This window comes from Mucilaginibacter xinganensis (assembly GCF_002257585.1).
Lineage (GTDB): Bacteria > Bacteroidota > Bacteroidia > Sphingobacteriales > Sphingobacteriaceae > Mucilaginibacter > Mucilaginibacter xinganensis.
Genome location: NZ_CP022743.1, coordinates 2,869,779 through 2,890,470, shown reverse-complemented (window position 1 = coordinate 2,890,470; position 20,692 = coordinate 2,869,779). Strand labels below are relative to the sequence as shown.

Annotated in this window: 22 protein-coding genes; 10 read left to right on the top strand and 12 right to left on the bottom strand. The window is 40.5% G+C overall.

The genetic code is table 11. The features are described from left to right. Nucleotides 1–9: 9 nt before the first annotated feature. Together MuYL_RS12730 and MuYL_RS12725 are read right to left on the bottom strand one after the other, a co-directional pair. Nucleotides 10–1,359, bottom strand: a complete 1,350-nt coding sequence (locus MuYL_RS12730) for a TolC family protein (protein ID WP_094570941.1) — start codon at nt 1,357–1,359, stop codon at nt 10–12. 75 nt (nt 1,360–1,434) lie between these two features. Then, the gene (locus tag MuYL_RS12725; RefSeq protein WP_094570940.1) at nt 1,435–2,046 is read right to left on the bottom strand and encodes a TetR/AcrR family transcriptional regulator; all 612 of its coding nucleotides are present in this window, start codon (nt 2,044–2,046) and stop codon (nt 1,435–1,437) included. Nucleotides 2,047–2,178: 132 nt separating this feature from the next. Between MuYL_RS12725 and purB the strand changes: the two genes are divergently transcribed. Next, complete coding sequence (purB, locus tag MuYL_RS12720) at nt 2,179–3,522, top strand: adenylosuccinate lyase (protein WP_094570939.1); 1,344 nt, start codon at nt 2,179–2,181, stop codon at nt 3,520–3,522. A 143-nt stretch (nt 3,523–3,665) separates the two neighbouring features. Beyond that, the gene (locus MuYL_RS12715) at nt 3,666–4,217 is read left to right on the top strand and encodes a NifU family protein (RefSeq protein ID WP_094570938.1); all 552 of its coding nucleotides are present in this window, start codon (nt 3,666–3,668) and stop codon (nt 4,215–4,217) included. Between the two features lie 68 nt (nt 4,218–4,285). On the opposite strand, the gene MuYL_RS12710 is transcribed toward MuYL_RS12715, so the two are convergent. The 4 genes from MuYL_RS12710 to mtaB form a co-directional block, all read right to left on the bottom strand. Then, on the bottom strand, nt 4,286–5,077 hold the full coding sequence (locus tag MuYL_RS12710; protein ID WP_094570937.1) for an inositol monophosphatase family protein: 792 nt from the start codon (nt 5,075–5,077) through the stop codon (nt 4,286–4,288). 64 nt (nt 5,078–5,141) lie between these two features. Beyond that, nucleotides 5,142–5,609 carry a GtrA family protein gene (locus tag MuYL_RS12705; RefSeq protein WP_094570936.1) on the bottom strand — a complete coding sequence of 156 codons (468 nt, stop codon included), beginning with the start codon at nt 5,607–5,609 and terminating at the stop codon, nt 5,142–5,144. Next, nucleotides 5,602–6,765, bottom strand: a complete 1,164-nt coding sequence (locus tag MuYL_RS12700) for a prolipoprotein diacylglyceryl transferase (RefSeq protein WP_094570935.1) — start codon at nt 6,763–6,765, stop codon at nt 5,602–5,604. Before MuYL_RS12700 ends, MuYL_RS12705 begins: the two co-directional genes overlap by 8 nt. 27 nt (nt 6,766–6,792) lie before the next feature. Then, complete coding sequence (gene mtaB, locus MuYL_RS12695) at nt 6,793–8,112, bottom strand: tRNA (N(6)-L-threonylcarbamoyladenosine(37)-C(2))-methylthiotransferase MtaB (protein ID WP_094570934.1); 1,320 nt, start codon at nt 8,110–8,112, stop codon at nt 6,793–6,795. 192 nt (nt 8,113–8,304) lie between these two features. Between mtaB and MuYL_RS12690 the strand changes: the two genes are divergently transcribed. The 8 genes from MuYL_RS12690 (at nt 8,305) to MuYL_RS12655 (ending at nt 15,467) form a co-directional block, all read left to right on the top strand. Beyond that, nucleotides 8,305–9,855, top strand: a complete 1,551-nt coding sequence (locus tag MuYL_RS12690; protein WP_094570933.1) for an HAL/PAL/TAL family ammonia-lyase — start codon at nt 8,305–8,307, stop codon at nt 9,853–9,855. Beyond that, a complete protein-coding gene (gene fabG, locus MuYL_RS12685) occupies nt 9,852–10,580 on the top strand; it encodes a 3-oxoacyl-ACP reductase FabG (protein WP_094570932.1) in 729 nt (242 codons plus the stop codon). The genes MuYL_RS12690 and fabG overlap by 4 nt, the downstream gene beginning before the upstream one ends. A gap of 3 nt (nt 10,581–10,583) precedes the next feature. Then, complete coding sequence (locus MuYL_RS12680) at nt 10,584–11,006, top strand: 3-hydroxyacyl-ACP dehydratase (RefSeq protein WP_094570931.1); 423 nt, start codon at nt 10,584–10,586, stop codon at nt 11,004–11,006. Then, nucleotides 10,999–12,156 carry a beta-ketoacyl synthase N-terminal-like domain-containing protein gene (locus tag MuYL_RS12675; protein WP_245845517.1) on the top strand — a complete coding sequence of 386 codons (1,158 nt, stop codon included), beginning with the start codon at nt 10,999–11,001 and terminating at the stop codon, nt 12,154–12,156. The genes MuYL_RS12680 and MuYL_RS12675 overlap by 8 nt, the downstream gene beginning before the upstream one ends. Nucleotides 12,157–12,243: 87 nt before the next feature. Beyond that, nucleotides 12,244–12,810, top strand: coding sequence for a hypothetical protein (locus MuYL_RS12670; protein ID WP_157740828.1), 567 nt, complete (start codon nt 12,244–12,246; stop codon nt 12,808–12,810). A 1-nt stretch (nt 12,811) separates the two neighbouring features. Then, nucleotides 12,812–14,011 carry a beta-ketoacyl-[acyl-carrier-protein] synthase family protein gene (locus tag MuYL_RS12665; RefSeq protein ID WP_094570929.1) on the top strand — a complete coding sequence of 400 codons (1,200 nt, stop codon included), beginning with the start codon at nt 12,812–12,814 and terminating at the stop codon, nt 14,009–14,011. Between the two features lies 1 nt (nt 14,012). Then, nucleotides 14,013–15,077, top strand: coding sequence for a beta-ketoacyl synthase chain length factor (locus tag MuYL_RS12660; RefSeq protein WP_094570928.1), 1,065 nt, complete (start codon nt 14,013–14,015; stop codon nt 15,075–15,077). Nucleotides 15,078–15,086: 9 nt separating this feature from the next. Then, entirely contained in the window at nt 15,087–15,467 is a 381-nt protein-coding gene (locus MuYL_RS12655; protein WP_094570927.1) for a hypothetical protein, read from the top strand. Nucleotides 15,468–15,824: 357 nt separating this feature from the next. Here the strand turns inward: MuYL_RS12655 and MuYL_RS12650 are convergent, their stop codons facing one another. The 6 genes from MuYL_RS12650 to MuYL_RS12625 are packed head-to-tail and all read right to left on the bottom strand — an operon-like array spanning nt 15,825 to nt 20,685. Next, nucleotides 15,825–16,088, bottom strand: a complete 264-nt coding sequence (locus MuYL_RS12650; RefSeq protein WP_094570926.1) for a phosphopantetheine-binding protein — start codon at nt 16,086–16,088, stop codon at nt 15,825–15,827. Between the two features lie 8 nt (nt 16,089–16,096). Next, the gene (locus MuYL_RS12645) at nt 16,097–17,374 is read right to left on the bottom strand and encodes an ABC transporter permease (protein WP_094570925.1); all 1,278 of its coding nucleotides are present in this window, start codon (nt 17,372–17,374) and stop codon (nt 16,097–16,099) included. Continuing rightward, a complete protein-coding gene (locus MuYL_RS12640; RefSeq protein WP_094570924.1) occupies nt 17,374–18,129 on the bottom strand; it encodes an ABC transporter ATP-binding protein in 756 nt (251 codons plus the stop codon). Before MuYL_RS12640 ends, MuYL_RS12645 begins: the two co-directional genes overlap by 1 nt. Continuing rightward, entirely contained in the window at nt 18,120–19,133 is a 1,014-nt protein-coding gene (locus tag MuYL_RS12635) for a BtrH N-terminal domain-containing protein (RefSeq protein ID WP_094570923.1), read from the bottom strand. Before MuYL_RS12635 ends, MuYL_RS12640 begins: the two co-directional genes overlap by 10 nt. Further along, on the bottom strand, nt 19,123–19,530 hold the full coding sequence (locus tag MuYL_RS12630; RefSeq protein WP_094570922.1) for a hypothetical protein: 408 nt from the start codon (nt 19,528–19,530) through the stop codon (nt 19,123–19,125). The genes MuYL_RS12635 and MuYL_RS12630 overlap by 11 nt, the downstream gene beginning before the upstream one ends. A gap of 6 nt (nt 19,531–19,536) precedes the next feature. Then, nucleotides 19,537–20,685, bottom strand: a complete 1,149-nt coding sequence (locus tag MuYL_RS12625; protein ID WP_094570921.1) for a beta-ketoacyl-ACP synthase III — start codon at nt 20,683–20,685, stop codon at nt 19,537–19,539. Between the last annotated feature and the right edge of the window lie 7 nt (nt 20,686–20,692).

The following is a 20,692-nucleotide window of genomic DNA, read 5'->3' as shown; positions in this document are numbered from 1 at the left end:
TTTGATTGATTATTTTATTCGTCCGTATGCTTTATCCAAATCAACTTTGCTGATTAAGGCGTCATATAAACCTTGTATATATTTGTTATCCGCGTCTTCAAGTGCAGTTTGCGCCGTTGTAACTTCCAGACTTGATCCTACCCCCTGCTGATATTTTATTTTTGATACCCTAAGTACCTCTTCCGCAAGTGCACGGTTTCTCTTTTGGTTGTTGAGCGTTTGTAATCCGTTTACATAAGTAACATTTGCCTGACTGGCTTGTAATTTGAGCCCATTTTTTGAATTTTCTAAATCATTTTGTGATTTTAAGACAGCGATTTGTGATTGCTTTACCTGATTTAGCCTTTGAAAGCCATTAAATATGGGAACGTTTAGTGAAAGGCCTATATAACTTGAGGGAAAGTTCATTTTATACAAATTGCCAAAAGAGTTGTTTTGGTATGATGAAGTGTAACTAGCATCAAACTTTAGCGTAGGCAAATACTGCGACTTTTGACGTTTTAAATCTAACTTTTTAAGTTCGATTCCGGTTTCAGCCAAATTATACTCAATCCTGTTCTTATAAAATGTAGTATCATTTCCAAGGTCGGCTATATCATCAAGTTTAATATCGTTCAGTTTATCCCTTAAAATTAAAGGATATTCTATTGGCATTCCCATCTGGAATTTTAAAACCTGGTAGTTTAATGCCAATGAGCGGATGGTGTTTTCCCTGCTGGTGATCAGGTTATTGTACTGTACAGAGATACGATCGACATCAATTTTTTCAACAACACCTTGCTTATTTTGCTGAACGGTTTCGTCCATTTGCTGTTTTAGCTGGTTAATATTTGCATTTAACAACGTTAATTGCTCGTTACTAACCAAAACCTGGTAATAAGCTTTTGTCACACCTACATTTACCTCTATTTTCGACCGTACCTGGTTCCTTATCGATAACTCTTTGTAAGTCCTGGATGCTTTTAATCCAACAAGATAACTTCCATCAAATAATATCTGGTTTGCGTTAATGCCAAAGCTTGACTGGTATTTTACACCAAACTGAACAGGGATAAAAGTTCCGGCAGGCTGGCCAAAAAACTGCCCTGGCAACAAAGTTGTCGGTATTTTAAGATAATCCTGGAAAGATGCACTTCCACTTACCTGTGGTAAGCCAATACCCGTTGTTTCTTTAACTTTATACTCCGCGCTTTTAATATCAAGTTTAGCGTTTACAATTGAATCCTGGTGTTCATAAGCATAGTTTATACAATCCTGGATACTAAAATTGTATTTCTGAGTGTCGGGCACTGCTTTCTGCGAAAAGCCTTTTAGGGCAATTCCGCTCAACAGGCACATTATTATTAAAGTTTGTTTCATTTTATATAGTTGTGATTGTTCGCTATTATTCAAAATTAGCAGCTGTAAATGACAGCCCTATGTCAGCAATATTTTTTATTCTTCGTTTATATTTTTGTACTGGTTTAACAGCTTGTAACCTTTAAGTGTGCAAATACCATAGTTAAAATGTTCCAGAAATTGTACCTGCACTTTCCATGGATTAAAATCGGATATAGGAAAAATAGCCGTGTTAAAACCCATCTCTACCTGGCTAACCCGCATCCTTGCTATTATCTTTACGTCTATATCCGGTCGGATGTAACCTTGTTTTATACCTTTTGTTAAAAGTTCTTCAAGCGTCCTAATGAGAACCTCAGATTTGAATTTTTGAAACTCAGCCCATGCATCGGGATGATATTTTTGCATATCATGAATTACTATAGGGTTAATTCTTGAAAAAATATCTTCTGAACATTTCATCATATTTATCATTTCTTCAATTACATTGGCCGAACGGCTTATAATTTCTGAGATCTGCTCTTCGTCTTCCTTTAGTTTTTTCTTAACCAAAGCTATTACCAGTTCATTTTTATCTTTAAAAAACTGGTAAATCGTTTTTTTCGACATACCCAGGTGCCTGGCTATATCATCCATCGTTACGCTCTTGATACCTGCTTGTAAAAACAGCTCCTCGCCACCTTGAATTATTCTCTCTATTTGACTCATTGACTTACAAAGTCAAAACTAAGGAAACATTTTTAGATTTCAAAGTTTCCATTATTAATTACGTGTACGTGACAAAACCTAATACTTCAAAAAACTTACTGTAATTGTTACCTTTGCAAAAAATAACAAAATATGACGCTTACTCCTCTTTCAGCAATTTCACCTATTGATGGCCGCTATCGTAATACAACAGCAGAACTTGCCGGTTACTTCTCTGAATATGCGCTTATTAAATACCGGGTATTTGTTGAAATAGAATATTTCATAGCGCTCTGTGAACACCCTTTGCCGCAATTACTACAGTTTGATAAAAATGTAGCACAAAAGTTACGTGATATTTATAGAAACTTTAGCGAAGATGATGCTTTAAGTATAAAAGAGATAGAAAAAACAACTAATCACGATGTTAAAGCAGTAGAATATTTTATTAAAAAAGAGTTTGATAAACTTGGACTTGAAGTTTATAAAGAATTTATCCACTTTGGCTTAACCTCGCAGGATATCAATAATACGGCTATACCCTATTCGTTTAAGGAAGCTTTAACTAATACTTATTACCCTGCTATTAATGAACTGGTTGCCGTGTTACGAAAATATGCTGCCGACTGGGATCAGGTTTCCATGCTGGCGCATACACATGGGCAGCCTGCTTCGCCAAGCCGCCTGGGAAAAGAAATAATGGTTTTTGTTGAGCGTATTGAAAACCAGCTTAACCTTTTAAAGCCAATTCCATATTCCGCTAAGTTTGGAGGAGCTACCGGCAACTACAATGCGCATAATATCGGGTATCCCCAGATCAACTGGAAAGCATTCGGCAATCATTTTGTAAACGATATTCTGGGTTTAAACCGTTCGCAGTTTACTACCCAGATAGAACATTACGATAATTTTGCTGCCCAATGCGATGCTTTAAAAAGGATCAATAATATTCTGATAGACCTGGACAGGGACATGTGGGCCTATATTTCAATGAACTATTTTAAACAAAAAATCAAAGAGGGCGAAATCGGATCATCGGCCATGCCGCACAAGGTAAATCCTATTGATTTTGAGAACTCCGAAGGTAACCTTGGTATTGCCAATGCGCTATTTGAGCATTTTGCAGCCAAATTGCCGATATCAAGATTACAGCGCGACCTAACTGATTCTACAGTTTTGCGTAATATCGGAGTGCCTGTGGGTCATACAATCATAGCTATTAAATCAACTATAAAAGGCTTAAACAAGCTGCTGCTAAACAATGAAGCCATTGATGCAGACCTGGAAGCGAACTGGGCCGTAGTTGCCGAAGCGATTCAAACCATATTACGTCGGGAAGCTTACCCGAATCCATACGAAGCCTTAAAAGAACTCACCCGTACCAACACCAGGGTTAATGCGCAAACTATCGCTGTGTTTGTTGATGGCTTACAGGTAAGTGATAAAATTAAGGAGGAACTGAAGAAGATAACACCGGGTAATTATACAGGAATTTAAGTTTAGCGAAAGGTTAAAGGCGAAAAGACCAAAGTTTTTCTGCATTTGTTCTAAAAGTCACCAACGGGTCATAACAATTTAATAAGTACGCATAAATCAAAAAGCTGCTTAAATTTGTTTACTTAAGACTAATTAAAAATAAGATGAATATCAACGTATATACAGAATCAACACCCAATCCGGCAACCACAAAGTTTATTGTGAACAAGTTGCTGATAAACGGCAGCGTTGACTTTGCAACAAAACAAAGTGCTGAAAAATCACCTTTTGCAAAAGAGCTTTTCAAGTTCTCTTTTGTTAACGGTGTATTTTTCGCCAGTAATTTTGTTACCATAACCAAATTTGAAAACGACAACTGGGAAGATATTTTACCGATACTGAAAGAGTTTGTAAAAGGTGCAGTTGAATCAGAACTTAAAGTCCAGGATGAAGAACAGGCAGAAGCAGGTGATTTTGAAGGCTCGGAAACTGAGGTGAAAATCCAGCAAATATTACACGACTACGTTCGCCCGGCAGTTGAACAGGATGGCGGTGCAATAACCTATAAATCTTTTGACGGGGGTGTAGTAACGGTTGAATTGCGTGGGTCATGCAGCGGCTGTCCGTCGTCTACCGTAACCCTAAAAGCCGGCATCGAAAACTTATTGAAACGTATGGTTCCGGAAGTTACTGAAGTGGTTTCTGAAGCATTATAATAAATCTATTCCTGGATTACATCCAAGTTTACACCATTTTAACCGGATGTAATTCAGGAAAATAGCGCCTACTTAAAATATTTGTCGATAGTACTCAGCATCTCCGCAGTTATTTTCCCATTGGTAGCCAGTAACTCGCGTGAGTCCAGTACTTCTTCTCCCCCTTTAAAATTCTTGACATCGCCACCTGCCTGCCTCACAATCACCACGCCGGCGGCAACATCCCATGGGTTGAGATTGTATTCGTAAAAAGCGTCAAACCTGCCGCACGCAGTGTAAGCAAGATCAACCGCCGCCGATCCTAACCGCCTTAAACCGTGACAACTTTTCATTAATTCGGAAAAAAGACTAATGTAAGCCCCCTGCTTTGTAAAATCATGGTAAGGGAACCCTGTAGCCAATAAACTTTCGCTAATTGTAGCAGATTTACTTACATGAATTTCAACACCATTTAAATAGGCAGGTGAGTCTTTCCATGCGTAAAAGCATTCATCCTGGTTAACTTCATAAACCACACCCAAGACCAGCTCATCAAATTCCCGGAGCGCAATACTTACCGAATAAACCGGCAGACCGTGTATAAAATTTGTAGTGCCATCCAGCGGATCAATGATCCAATTATAGCGTTCACCAATTTTATTAATTGTTTTTTCTTCTGTTATAAAACCTGCTTCCGGCAGCACCAATTGCAGCCCGGCTACAATTTTCTCTTCGGCAGTTTTGTCAACGTACGACACCAGGTCGTTCAGGCCTTTAAATTCAATTTTATCAGGACTAAAGGTTTTTCTTTGCTCCCTTATAAAACTACCTGCTTCTTTTGAAATTTCAATTACGCTTTTTACGATATGATCTAATTCCATATACTTATTAAAACAATGGCATCACCTTTAAACGAAAAGGTTAAAATCAGCTTGAATATTTGATTTATTTAGCGTTTGATTGATGCCTTAATGATAAACTAAAAGAAAAAAACTTATGAATAAAATAGCTTGCAAAAAATAAACTTAAAGCAGCCAGGGGCCTGGCAACCGGTGGATACATCCGGAGGTCCTGGATAAATAGTTTCAGGATCACAAGGTTTGCAAAAAAACCAACAAAAGCAACCAATATAAACCTGAAAAATTGCTGGTATGCGGACGATTTTGATTGCGCAAATACAAAATATTTGGTTATTATAAAGTTAACCACTACCCCCATAAAGAATGATATCGCCAACGACAGCGTAGAGTTACGGACTGTCAGTGAAAATATATTGTATGTTTTTTGTACCAGAAAATTATGGTAAAACAAATAAAAAGCTGAAATATCAACCAAAAAACCAACCCCTGCAGAACATACAAACCTTATAACATGGTTATCTAACAGTTTATTACCGAGGTTTATTTCAGCCATTTATCTTAAGTGTCTTATTGTTTTTAAAACCGTTAAAGATTAAAGCACTGCCACCCAGCACCATCAAAACCGAAATCATTTCTGCTTGTGTAAAACTGATGCCTGCAACATGGTACAATGTATTTACCCGGATCAACTCAATAAAAAAGCGCTCAGCACCCGCCAATATCATATAAATGCCGAACATAACCCCCGGCATCTTTATTTTATCGCGGATGCTCCATAAAAAGAAGAACAAAAGGATACAGATAACGGATTCATAAAACGAGGTCGGAGACACCGGAACGGGCAGCTCGTGATTAAATTTACCGATGTAGCCAGGAATAACAATCCCTTCGTTGTTAACGTTGTGAGGAAATTTAAATCCCCACATCCAGTCGGGCATCCAGCTGAGCAAGTGAGGTTTTGGTTCTATAATGGGACGGCCCCAATCGCCATCGCCAGACATATGGCAGCCAATTCTGCCCAATCCATAGGCCAGCATCATTCCCGGTCCGCCAATATCAAGCATATCCAATGGCTTAATCCCATTTTTACGGGCAATATATAGTACTGCAGCTCCGCCACAAATTAATCCACCATAAAACGTAAGTCCGCTAAAGCCTATCAGCATACCAACCGGATCTTTCATAAACTCGCCCCAGTTTTCCAGCGCGTTAAATAGTTTGGCGCCGGCAAAACCGCAAATAGCTGCCCACAGTAACATACTACCCATTAATTCACTTGGGTGTACAGTAACTTGCTGTTTCTTAGGTTCGGGTAGCTCTTGTTTTTTACTTTCGTAATATGCCCAATAGGCAAAGCTGGCAGCTCCAATTATCCCGCCGATCCAGTTCCCCCTGGCAGATAATATAAAATCCTGGGGGTTATCAATTAATGACTGATAATGAAAAATTGAGTCTAGAATTTTATACCCAAGCACAAACCCAAAAATACCATTCCCAAGCAATTCAGCAAATGATGCACGGGCACCTACTGTAACAGTTCTTTCGAACGAATGAATCTGTCCTAATTTTTCTTTACGATTAAATTCCTGCGTAAAGGCCCAATATCCTCCCATAAATGCAATAGCCACAAAAAAACCAAATGTTTGTACTGGCAGCGGTATATCGAGCCCTGTAAGGTATTGGATAAGGGAAGAAATAGTTGGAAACATTGTTAATAATTTGAGGCCAAGATAGCGTTAATGAGCTAATATTTCTTCGCTTTCAGTAATTTCAACATCACCATCAGGTGATATTTTTGTTAACTGCACTGATTTTAATTCGTTTACAAGTAACGGATCATAGGCCGTTTTTATTTTAACGTAGTTACGGGTAAAGCCATGCATAAACCCGTCTTTAATATCGCCTTCAAATAGTACTTCGTCTGTCTTTCCCAGCTGGCTTTCATAAAATATCCGGCGTTTTTTGTCAGACAGTATATGCAGCATTTTACTTCTTTCAGCACGTGTTGAACCCGGCACTACCCCACTCATCTCGCTTGCAAGTGTATTTTCTCTTTCTGAATACGTAAAAACGTGCAGGTATGAAATATCAAGTTCGTTTAAGAAATCGTAAGTATCAATAAAATCGTCCCGCGTCTCTCCCGGAAAGCCAACAATCACGTCAACCCCTATACAACAGTGCGGCATAAGTTGCTTAATTTTTGCCACCCTGCTAACGTATAAATCGCGTTTATACCTGCGGCGCATAAGGCCTAATATCTTATCGGAACCCGATTGTAACGGAATGTGAAAGTGCGGTACAAAACGTTTTGATTGAGCAACAAACTCAATAATTTCATCGCTTAGTAAATTGGGTTCGATAGATGAAATACGAAACCTGTTGATCCCTTCCACTTCATCCAGCGCTTTAACCAAATCAAAAAACTTATCCTGGCGCTGCCCATCCCTTATCCCGAAGTCACCCAAGTTTACCCCGGTTAACACAATCTCTTTTACACCCGACGCTGCAATTTCATTAGCCTGTTCAATTACGTGTTCAATCGTATCGCTCCGGCTGTTGCCGCGGGCTAAGGGAATGGTGCAAAAAGTACAGGAATAGTCGCATCCGTCCTGTACCTTCAAAAAAGTACGGGTACGATCGCCTATTGAGAAGCCGGCAACAAAATCCTTTGCTTCGGAAACGGGCTGATTGTAAACTACGGCCTTATCTTTTTTTGTCAGATCAGTGATATAATCAATTATCTGAAATTTTTCTGCAGCACCCAAAACCATATCAACGCCCGGTATTTCGGCTATTTCCTTTGGCTTTAACTGGGCGTAGCAGCCAACAATAGTGATGTAAGCGTTAGGTGAGATCCTGAGTGCTTCCTTAACCACTTTTTTGCACTTTTTATCCGCATTGTCCGTTACCGAACACGTATTGATCACAAATACATCAGGTGTATCTGTAAACTCAACCGTGTTGAACCCAGCCTGGTTAAACTGTCGGCCAATACTTGATGTCTCTGAGTAATTCAGCTTACATCCAAGGGTATAAAAAGCTACTTTCTTATTCATTTCAAAGCGCAAAGATAAGAATTTTGAAGATTAGTTTAAATAGAGGGTAGGAAGCGGCAAACCTAACCTAAAAGCAAATCTTATCCTGGCAAATTAGCTATCAGGTTATTACAGTTTAATTGATCCATTTTATATATATTTCATACTTTAGCGGATTATTATTCACCCTGGTAAAACAAATATTTTTTGCCCATGATACAAATTGGACAAAGTGCGCTTTCTTTAAATGATTTTTCTGAACTGATATTTAAACAAAAAGAAGTTGCTTTAGATGCGGCAGCTTTAAAAAAGATCAACACCAACTTTGAATTCCTAAAGCAGTTTTCGTCAAACAAGCTCATATACGGCATAAACACCGGTTTTGGCCCAATGGCACAGTACAAGGTAAACGAAGAAAATATCTTACAGCTGCAATACAATCTTATCCGCAGCCATTCATCGGGCAGTGGTAAATTAATGACGGCCCAGCTTTCTAAAGCCCTTATGATTGCCCGCCTCAACAGCTTCATGCAAGCGTACTCCGGCGTGCATACCGATGTTGTTGAGCTTTTAAAAGAATTGATCAATAACAACATTGCTCCCTGTATTTATGAACATGGTGGCGTAGGCGCAAGTGGTGATTTGGTTCAGCTGGCGCACCTCGGTTTGGTTTTAATTGGCGAAGGCGAAGTTATATTTGAAGATGCTGTACATCCTACGATGGACATCTTTACTAAATTCAATATTAACCCCCTTTCTATCCATATCCGCGAAGGTTTAGCTATTTTAAACGGCACGTCAGCTATGACGGGTATTGGCATGCTTAATATCATCCAGGCAAAAAAATTGTTAAACTGGTCTGTTTTATTTTCAGCGATGATTAACGAGATAGTCGAGGCTTTTGATGACCACTATTCGCACGAATTAAATGTAGTAAAACGCCATAAAGGCCAAAATGCGGTAGCCGGGATGATGCGCGGGATACTGAAGGACAGCAAAATGATCCGTGATCGCTCCGAACATTTGTATAACCCGGATAATCTTGACCAGGAGATATTTGAAGATAAAGTACAGGAATACTATTCGCTGCGTTGCGTAACGCAAATTTTAGGTCCTGTTTACGATACCATTGCCCAGGTTGAAAATACCGTAGTAAATGAGCTAAACTCTGTTAATGACAATCCGGTAATTGATCATGAAAATCAGAACATTTTTCACGGTGGCAATTTCCACGGCGATTACGTTTCGCTGGAAATGGATAAATTAAAAATTGCAATAACAAGAGTGTCCATGCTGGCCGAGAGACAGTTAAACTACCTGCTTAACAGCAAGCTGAACCAAAAGCTGCCTCCGTTTGTAAACCTGGGGGTACTTGGGCTTAACTTTGGCATGCAGGGTATGCAGTTTACAGCAACCTCAACTGTTGCCGAAAATCAGACACTATCGTTCCCAATGTATGTACACAGCATCCCTAACAACAATGACAACCAGGACATTGTGAGCATGGGCTGCAATGCAGCGCTGATGACGAAAAGAGTGATCGATAACTCCTTCGAGGTGCTTGGCATTCACCTGATGACCATTTTACAGGCAATTGATTACCTGGAATGTAAAGACAGGTTATCGACGATATCAAGATCATTATATGAAGAGGTAAGGGTGATTTTTCCTAAATTTATTGAGGATGCTCCTAAATATAAAGACCTTGCAAGGGTTAAAGACTTCCTTGAAAATACAGATCATATAACTTCATTTTCAAAATGAAATGCGCATTAATAACAGGCGGTTCCCGGGGAATAGGTAAGGCCATTTGTATTAAAATGGCAGCCGCGGGCTACTATGTACTGGTAAATTATAAAAGCAATGCTGAAGAAGCTGCAAAAACACTTATGGCCATCAGGGAAAACGGTGGTAATGGCGAATTAATGCCGTTTGACGTTGCTGATAGAGAACAAATAAAAAATATATTGGGCACCTGGGTTGAAGCTAACGAGGATAAGTACATTGAGGTACTGGTAAACAACGCCGGCATCCGTGATGACAGCCTGATGGCGTGGATGGCGGAAGAGCAGTGGGATAATGTATTAAAGACCAATTTGGATAGCTTTTTTTACGTTACCCGCATGGTATTAAACGGTATGCTCACCCGCAAATATGGCCGGATTGTCAATATAGTTTCACTCTCCGGTTTGAAGGGACTAGCAGGGCAAACCAATTATTCAGCAGCAAAGGCGGGCGTTATCGGAGCTACAAAAGCATTGGCACAGGAAATAGCGCGCCAGGGTATCACAGTAAATGCGGTTGCCCCGGGTTTTATTAAAACCGATATGACTGAAGCCCTGGATGAAAAGGAATTAAAAATGATAATTCCGGCAAGGCGCTTTGGTTTGCCTGAAGAGGTTGCCAGCGCTGCTGCCTTTTTCGCATCGCCCGAAGCCGCGTACATAACCGGGCAGGTATTATCAGTTAATGGTGGCTTATATTCCTGATATATGGAGCTTCCCGTTAATGATATTATTTCTTTAATCCCTCAAAAACAGCCGTTTGTTATGGTGAGCAGGTTATTGAGCGTTGATGAAACCAAGACCAGGAGCAGTTTTACGATAACCGCAGACAATGTTTTTGTAAAAAATGGTATTTTCCAGGAAGCTGGTCTTATGGAAAATATAGCGCAAACAGCAGCCTTACGATCGGGGTATATGGCAAATGCCGCAAACCAACCTGTAGCCGTTGGCTACATCGGTGCGATAAAGGATTTTGAAGTGTTTGGTTTACCAAAAAACGGTGATGAAATAGAAACCGAAATAGCCATAGAAAACCAGGTGTTCAATGTTACCGTACTTTCAGGTAAAGTTTGGCATAACGATATTTTATTGGCGCAATGCGAAATGAAAGTTTTTGTTGGCGATGAATAAACAAGATATGAGCAGGGCAAGTGAACAGGATGTTTTTGTGGTGGCAGATAATATTTATTCTCCGCTTGGTAAAACCACCGCAGAGAATTTCCAAAATTTAAAAAATAACGTATCCGGGGTACAGCTTCATAATGACGACAGCCTTTCCCCAACACCATTATTTGCTTCCATATTTAGCAAAGATACTCAATTCATTACCTGCGGTAATGGTTACACAAAATTTGAACAATTGCTTATTGCATCACTATCTGATGTATTAATCCTTAGCGGGATTGATCCTGAAGATAAAAAAACAGTTTTAATAATATCCACCACCAAGGGCAATATCAGCCTGCTTGAAACCGAAACCAATTCTTCGGAGCTTCAAAACAGAGTAGCTCTTACTACATCGGCAAAACTGGTGGCAAAACACTTTGGCTTTAGTAATCGGCCTGTCATTATATCAAACGCTTGCATATCAGGCATTATGTCCATAATAACCGGTATGCGCCTGTTACGGTCGGCTCGGTATGAAACAGCCGTTATTGTAGGGGCCGATGTTATCTCCAGATTCATTGTATCTGGTTTTCAGTCTTTCCAGGCGCTGAGTGTTCAGGCTTGTAAGCCTTTTGATAAAGATCGTAACGGGCTGAATTTGGGTGAAGGTGCGGCCGCCATTGTGCTCTCCACAAATAAAAAATTCAAAAAAAATATAAAAGTTAAAGGCGGATCGGTAAGTAACGACGCCAACCACATTTCAGGCCCATCCCGTACAGGCAAAGAGCTTGGTCACGCTATTGAACAAGCGTTAAGGGATGCGAATTTAATCGCAGGCGATGTCGGCTTTATTTCGGCCCATGGAACCGCAACGGTTTACAACGACGAGATGGAAGCTAATGCCATTGGCTTAACCGGCCTGCAATCAGTTCCGTTAAATAGTTTAAAAGGATACTACGGCCACACGCTGGGCGCCGCCGGCTTAATAGAATCTGTTATTTCCATTCATTCATTGAAAGAAAATTGGATCATACCAACTTTAGGTTTTGATAAAACCGGAGTAACTACCCCGGTAAATGTATGCACCTCCCCTATGCATATAGATACCACTAATTTCTTGAAAACAGCATCAGGCTTCGGCGGTTGTAATGCGGCTGTGGTATTTGGCAAATAATAAATATTTTTGAAGCTACTATTAATATAAAAAATATTGTTCAACAATAATTATATATCATCCGCCTGCACGATCAGCAAAAACACGGTGTATTTAAACAGTAAAAAACTGTTTGAAAATCACGGTGCCGATCTGCCTGCGTTTCTGCTTTCTGTTTACCAGCATTTTCAGTTCAACTATCCCAAATTTTATAAGATGGATAACCTGAGCAAACTGGGATGGCTCACATCTGAAATATTACTGCAGAACGGTTTTGAAAAAGAAAATTATCAACCTGAAGAAATAGGTGTAGTTTTGGTGAATGCCAATTCAAGCCTTGATAACGACCTGAAGTATTTTGAAACAATAAAAGATATTGCCAGCCCTTCGTTGTTTGTTTACACACTGCCCAACATCGTGATAGGCGAAATTTGTATCCGGAACCATTTCAAAGGTGAGCATGCTTTTTTTATACAGGAAACTTTTGACGCTAAATTCATAACACAGCAAGTAAATTACCTGCTGGATGAGCAGATTTTAAAAGTATGTATTTGCGGTTGGGTTGATGTGCTGGAAGCGGATTATAAATCGGCCCTTTTTTTGGTCGAAAAGACAAAAGGAGAAAATGTGCTGTTGTTCTCCGAAGACAATATGAACCTCGTTTTTAATAATTAATATGGATCAATCAGTTTTTATTGCAGGTGTGGGCGTAATTTCAGCGATTGGAAATAATGTTACTGAACACCTTGCGTCATTTGAACGCGGAGAAGCTGGCATGGCTGAGATCACTTTGTTTGATACCATACACCAGCATACACGCCCTGTGGCCGAGGTAAAATTGACAGACGACGAACTGATAGCCCAAACCGGGTTAGCAACTCACAATGGCCGCACAGCGTTATTAAGCCTGGTGGCTGCAAAAGAGGCCATCGCTGATGCTGCGATTCCCGGGCTTGATAAATTAAGGGTTGGGTTTGTTTCTGCAAACACAGTTGGTGGAATGGACAGAAGCGAGGACTTTTTTGTGAAGTTCCTGGCTGATAATACAAAAGGTAAGTTAAAAAATGTATTTGATCACGAGTGCGGCAGCATGACAGAAATAGTGGCCGATCAGTTGGGTATAACCGATTTCATGACTACCATTAGCACAGCCTGTTCTTCATCTGCAAATGCTATTTTCTATGGCGCAAGGCTCATCAGAAATGATGTGGTGGATGTAGTGGTAGCCGGCGGAGCCGATGCTATTACAAAATTTACGCTTAATGGATTTAATACACTGATGATTCTCGACGATGAATTTTGCAAACCATTTGATGAGCATCGCGAAGGATTAAACCTTGGCGAAGGCGCAGGCTATTTGGTATTGGTGTCAGAAAAGGTAGGAAAAACATTAACTAAACCCGCGTATTGTACCCTGAGTGGCTATAATAACAGCAATGACGCTTATCATCAAACAGCGTCCTCGCCTGATGGAACAGGCTCTTACCTGGCCATGAAAAAAGCGCTGGAAAAAAGTGGATTACAGCCGTCGGATATCGATTATATCAACCTGCACGGAACAGGTACGCCTAATAACGACAGCGCGGAAGGAACAGCAGTAAAAAGACTATTTGATCCGGAATACCCGCCAATGAGTTCAACCAAATCATTTACCGGCCATACCCTGGGTGCCAGCGGCGGTATAGAAGCTGTATTTTCGGCCCTGGCTATTAAACATGGCCTTATTTATCCGAATCTCAGGTTTGAAACCCGCATGAGCGGCTTTCCATTTGAACCCGAAAAGAAATTCCAAAAGGACCGGGACATCAAACACGTAATGTCAAATTCGTTTGGCTTCGGTGGCAATTGTACATCTTTAATATTTTCGAAGATCTGATATGAAAGTATATATCCGCTCATCAGCCTGTATATCTGCGCAAAAAACCTTCGACAGCACTGATTTGTTATCGGATGTTATCGAATACACTACCACCCGGTTAAAGCCGGTGGAACCGGATTATAAAGAGTTTATTGATCCGAAGCAAATCCGCAGGATGAGCCGCGTAATAAAAATGGGAGTTGCAGCTGCAAAAAAATGCTTAAAAAATGGTGATACAGAAATGCCCGGCGCAATTATTACCGGTACCGCATTTGGCTGTATGGAAGATACTGTTACCTTTTTAACACGGATAGTGGAGCAGAATGAAGAACTGCTTCCCCCAACCGCGTTCATTCAATCTACACACAATACTGTTGCAGCACAAATTGCATTGATGCTGAAATGCCATGCTTATAACAATACCTTTGTACATAAAGGCATATCTTTCGAGAGCGCGTTATTTGACGCCGTAATGCTGCTGCAAGAGCAGGAAGCCGATAATATACTGGTTGGCGGCACCGAAGAAATGGTTGATACCAGCTTTATTGTTTTAACCCGCCTTGGTTTATACCGGCGTCAGCCTGTTTCCAATCGTTCGCTTTTTAAAACAGAAGCAAAAGGAACTATAGGCGGAGAAGGCGCAGCATTTTTCCTTCTAACTCACAGACCTTCACCCGGTAGCCTGGCTGAATTAACGGCCCTTAATACTTTTTATAAGCCAAAAGATACTGCCGATATAGAAAAACGAATCGCTGCTTTTTTAGAAAGCAATTCCGTTTCTGTAGATGAAATTGATTTGGTGATCACCGGCAAAAACGGCGACATATTAAATGATAAGATATTCAAAGATCTGAGTAAGTCCGTATTCAAAAACAAGGCTATAGCAAATTTTAAACACCTTTGCGGAGAGTACACTGTGGCATCATCTTTTGCTTTGTGGCTGGCTGCAAACATTATAAAAAATGGAGTTGTACCGGAAGCGGTTTTAGAAAACAGCTTAACTGTACCGGTTCCTAAAAAAATACTGATCCATAATCATTACCAGAATAAATATCATTCATTAATGCTGGTATCGGCTATTTAAATCTTCGCGATGGAAACTGTAAATGATGAGATCTTTAGGATTGACAAATTGGATTATTCCGATGCTTTAATTAAAGCAAGCCTTTTCATCAACGCAACCAGCTCTATATTTAAAGGCCACTTCCCGGGCCAGCCGGTGGTGCCTGGTGCCTGTATGCTTCAAATTGTTAAAGAGGTGCTGGAAAGTGCATTCGGCCAGTCGCTTCAAATAAAAAAAGCAGCAAACCTGAAGTTTATTGCCATGATTGATCCTTTAAAAACCACTTCGGTGCAATTGGAAATTTCATATAAATCAATTGAGGATGGCATCAGTTTTACAGGAAAAATAAGTAACGTTGATATTGTATATTTCAAATGCGCCGCTACAGCTGTTGCCATTAACAATACCTGATCCCTGTAAGCTAAAAATTATCCAAAACACCAATGCTCCGTTTGGTATTTAACTGAATTCGGTATAAATATTGATGAAACATATTCACTATCAGTTACTTACATATTTTTACTCCTTGATAAAAAGCAAACAAACTGATAATCAGCATGTTTCACTGCGTTCCGGGTGTTCCGTATGCAAAAATGGAACGCGCTATACAAGGTGAATACACAACTTGCCTCATCTAAAACTACGTCTGCACACGGTTATATCGAGGTTTAGATGTTAAGACTCCTTTTGCTTATGTCGAACTCACGTTACTTAAATAATTATACAACAGCGCGGCGCAGCGGCATACGCAGGTACATGAGAAAAAAATTATTTCTTACTATGCTCTTGTATATAATCAGCCATTGTTGCAACATCCACCAGCACTTTCCGCCCTTCTCTGGGGTCTCTTATATCAATCCCATACTCTTTCTTCATCAACACGATCAACTCAAGTGAATCGATAGAATCCAAACCCAAACCATCGCCGAATAAAGGTTCATCGTCCTTTATATCAACCGGGGTAAGATCGGTAAGGTTTAAAAATTGTATAATCTGGCGTTTTAGTTGTTCTTTTAGTTCCGTGGTTTCCATTAGGACAATTATATTAAATTCTTTCGTTTTAAAGCAATAAAGGTTACTGCTTGTAGTAATAGCGTAATAATAAATAAAGGGATAATATTGTTTACAACATCTTTGAGCTTTCCTCCCTCAAGAAATAGCGTGTAATAAGCTTGCAGGCACCAATGCATGGGCGAGATATCAGCCGCCGATTTAAAAAATCCCTGCATAGCAAAGCTTGGCACCATTAAGCCGCCAATGCTGGCAAGTATAACTATAGATACCGCCCCAAAACCATTTGCCTGCTCCTGCGTGTTGGCAAATACGCCTACACAAATAGCATAGCTAACCGCACACCAGCCACAAACTATCGTAACAATAACAACGGCCAGGATGTCAGCAGGTAAATTAAGCGCCGGCAAACCAAAAAATGGGAATAACCAGATCCCGATTGAAAATATAACCGCAGCCTGCAGCATGGTAACCACCAGGTAGGTAATCTGCTTGGAAAGTAAACCCACTAAATAATTGGTAGGCAGTGTTTTAAGTCGGATAAAACTACCGCTTACTTTTTCCCTCACCACGCTCCCGCCTAACGACATGATAATAAAAAACATAGCAAAAATTGTCCATGCCGGTACATTGTGTTGGGTTGCGTTGGGTGTGCTGCGGGTACCATCTTTACTTACCGGAATCTCATTGATAGCTGTTTTATTGCTTAGCATCTCGTTTTCGAGGCTCTGAGGCAGCGGTTTTTCATTAATTGAAAAATAGAGGCTCCGTAAAGTTTCACGGCTTTCCACCAGCTGCAAAGCACTTCGGATAGCACCCTGCACAGAGAATCTTATAGATTCCTGTAAAATGGGGTTGTAGTAAATAGTAAGCGGGTCAACATCGCCAACGTTCTTTGCGGTGTCGCCCTGCAAGCCAAAGCTGGTTAAAGCTTTACCTGCCACACTTTTTGATTTTGCCGCAACTTTTACTGAAAAATTGCCCGGTATAATTACCCCCAGTACGGCATCTTTTTGATGCATCACCTCCGTCATTAGCTTTTCACTTTGGTCGCCTGATACCTGTGAAACTTTAAATAACCCTATTTTGTTAATAGCCGTTATCAGTTGCTTACTTGCCTGCCCGGTGTCGTTGTTATTAATAACAATGGACAACCTGTTTTTATTAACTAACTGAAATGTGCTGTTTTGAATACTGGTAACAATAATTACGAGCATTATTGGCATAACAAACATCAGCGACATACCCACTTTGTCGCGCCGCAGGATCCTCAGATCTTTTAATATAGTGGCTTTTAGTTTAAACATCAGTTCCTGATATCCTTTCCTGTTAAGTTCAAAAACATTGTTTCCAGGCTTTCCTGTTTATGGTCTTTTAATAATTTATCCAGGTTGTCCTGTGCAATTATTTTCCCGCCATCAATCAATGCTACCTGTTCGCATAGCCCCTCTGCTTCGCTTAACTGGTGCGATGTATAAACCAGCGTGGTACCACTCTTATTTAATTCCATCAGGTAATCAATTATAGCATGGCGGGTTTGTACATCAACGCCTACGGTGGGTTCATCTAAAAATATTACTTGTGGTTTATGAATAACGCCTATAGCAAGATTTACGCGGCGTTTCATCCCTCCCGAAAATCTCTCCACTTGTTTATTGCGCACATCATCCAACCCCAAAATGGTTAAAAGCTCATCTGTTCTCTGCTTAATTGTCGGTTTGTCCAGCCCGCTCCAGGCGCCAAAAAACTCAAGGTTTTCAACAGGACTCAGCTCCTGGTAAAAAGAAAAGTCCTGCGGAACAAACCCAAACAATTTATTCACCTCACTATTTTGTTTGCCTACCTCGTGCCCTAAAAGTTTAATATGTCCTTCATCTGCGGTAAGCAATCCTGTCATCAAACTTATCAAAGTAGTTTTTCCTGCACCATTTGGCCCGAATAAGCCAAAGCGTTCACCTTTGGTTATTTTTAAATTGAGATTTGAAAACGATACTTCGGAGTTTCCGGGATACCTGAACCCCATGTGCTCCACGTCCAGGGCCAACGGTAGTGTTACTGCCATTTTATTTTCTTTAAAGTTTCAAATGCGGCTTTTTCTACCGCAGCAATTTCAAGCAGGTAATCGCCCATAATATTAAAATCGTTCTGGCTGCCGAGCCTTCCTTTATAAATTCCGGCTGCATGTACGGCTGCTGTACGCCACATATCACCCGCTTTAGTGAATATGCCGGAAATTTCGCCCAATTGGTTTCCCGGCAGGTAAATATCCGACTCCTGTAAAAAAGCGCCGTATATGTAACGGAAGCCGCCCCCACCGGTACCTATTTCTTCCTGCATCCGCACCATTTGCGCCAGGTACAGTCCTGATTTTTCCAGCCCAAGCTTATCACGCCACTTTTTTATCTTATTACCGGTGTTTTTGATTCCGCTGACGCCTGCAAAGCTGCCCGGAATATGCAACATGTTAAAAACATTCTTTTTAATTCCGCTTTTAATGGCCTGCTTTATCTGCTCATCAGAAATAGCACTAACCTGTCCCGGATAATAAATATGGCCCTTAGGCGAGAGCGCTCCTTTTGCAAACCGCACCCGTTCAAGTTCATAACTACTTAAAACGTTTGTACCCTCCATTATGGGGTCACTTACCAAATAATTGTCCCCCTCTTTTCCGTAAACTACCAGGTTATGGGCATTAAAGTGAAAACGGTATTCTTTCGGGAAATAAGGCAGGTAATAAACCCCTACCTGGCACCCAACCGGTTTCCTTTTATCGAGGCATTCATCTAAAAATAATTGGGCTTTCTCCTTCGAGCTAAATTTCTGTCTTACAACTGGTATATTTAATGATTTGCAGGTACGGCTGAATATATGCCCCGGCATAGTGCGGAAAGCAATAGCAGGGCCATTATTAACCTTTATAAACGGGATATAGGCAAAAAACAAGCCTGCTCCTATCCCAAACGCAAGCGGCTCGGTTATTTTACCGCCAGATGCATTCCATAATAAGTTGGTGGTTACACCCGATTCACAATGTGCCGCCTGACGATGTTCAAAATCAATCTCCATGCACGGTCATATTTTTAAGGTCGTTCACCTGTATGTTAAACGCCTCGGCGTATTTTTCTAATTTTTTTTCTGATAAGCTGCTAAACACTTCAGGCTTCATGTGCCGCTTGATCTGCCATTTCCAAAAACCGGTATAGCCGGCTAAAATACCGATATCCATCAGCCTGTATTCCATAAAAAATAAAAGCGGACTTGCTTTTTTTTCCAGCACCTGCTGCTTTGCCGAGGCTATTCGTTTTTCGATATCCCCCCAGGCAGTATCAAGAGCAGTTATCTTAACATCCCAGCCGCTACTGAGCTCAGTAACATATTTACCGTTACTGTCAGTTGCATAGCATACCTCTTTGGTTATTTTACCAAGCGAGCTAAGATCTTGTGGCACATCATCCTTCTTCATTATTTATTAGCAAACGGTAAGCATTGCATACATATACGAAAAACGCGCGCTTTCCGGAACCAGCAATAGTATTTTTTCACCTTTTTTCAACCTCCCACTATTAAACAACTCATTTATCATCAGGTAAATTGATGCTGCCCCCACGTTGCCTACCGTATAAAGATTTATAAACCATTTTTCGTACGGGATACCGCCACCGTATTCCTCAATCATATCATAGATCTTACTCTTAAAGAAATTGCTGCTGATATGTGGTAAAAAGTAGTCTATATCATCAACGCCAAGCCCTTTCTTTTCAAAGATCTCTTTTATCTTTCTTCCCCCAAGCGGCACTATATTATCGCTTAATAAACTAATATCCTGTTTTACACTGAAGATTGATTTGGTCATGATCTCTTCGGGCGAATAATCCATAAAGCCTTTTAAGGTGCCATCTTCCTGTTTATCACCCCCCATATACATACAGGTAGCCATTTCATTGGCATAACTAACCCCCTCAATCCACTCTATGCGAAGCGATAGCCCTTCTTCATTTGGCTTATCGGTTAATAAAAAAGCCGATGCACCGTCAGACAACATCCAGCGTAAAAAATCCTTTTGAAAAGCAATGAAAGGGTTCTCTTCCATGTCTTTCAGCTTTTGTGCTTCTTCCTCAAAAACCTCAGAAACCAGCAAGCCCGAAAATCTTTCGGAACCTGTAGCTACAGCTTTTTTCACCTCTCCTGATTTGATAGCCAGGTAAGCATATTTAAGCGCGTGCATGCCGGCGCAGCAAACACCCGACGGTGAAACCACCTCTACCCCTCCAATTTCAGGAATCCACCCATGTGTCATTACACCATGGCTTGGCATCATTTGGTCGGGCGATGAAGTGCCGCACGAAAGCAACTCTAATCCCTTCATTTTTTCCGGATCATTATCAAACAAAGCCCTTACCGCTTCTGCTGTCATCTGTGCATTGGTATGTGTTGATTTACGGTCTTTAGTTAAAGCGTAATACCTGTTAACGATCCCGTTGTTGCGAAGTACGATCTTTTTTGATTTAGATGGCCTATTGTCAATATACCCCAGGTATTGCTCCATTTCATCGTTAGAAACAGGCTCATTTGGAAAAAATGCTGCGGTATGATTGATATAAACTTTAGTATCAGACATGTTAAGT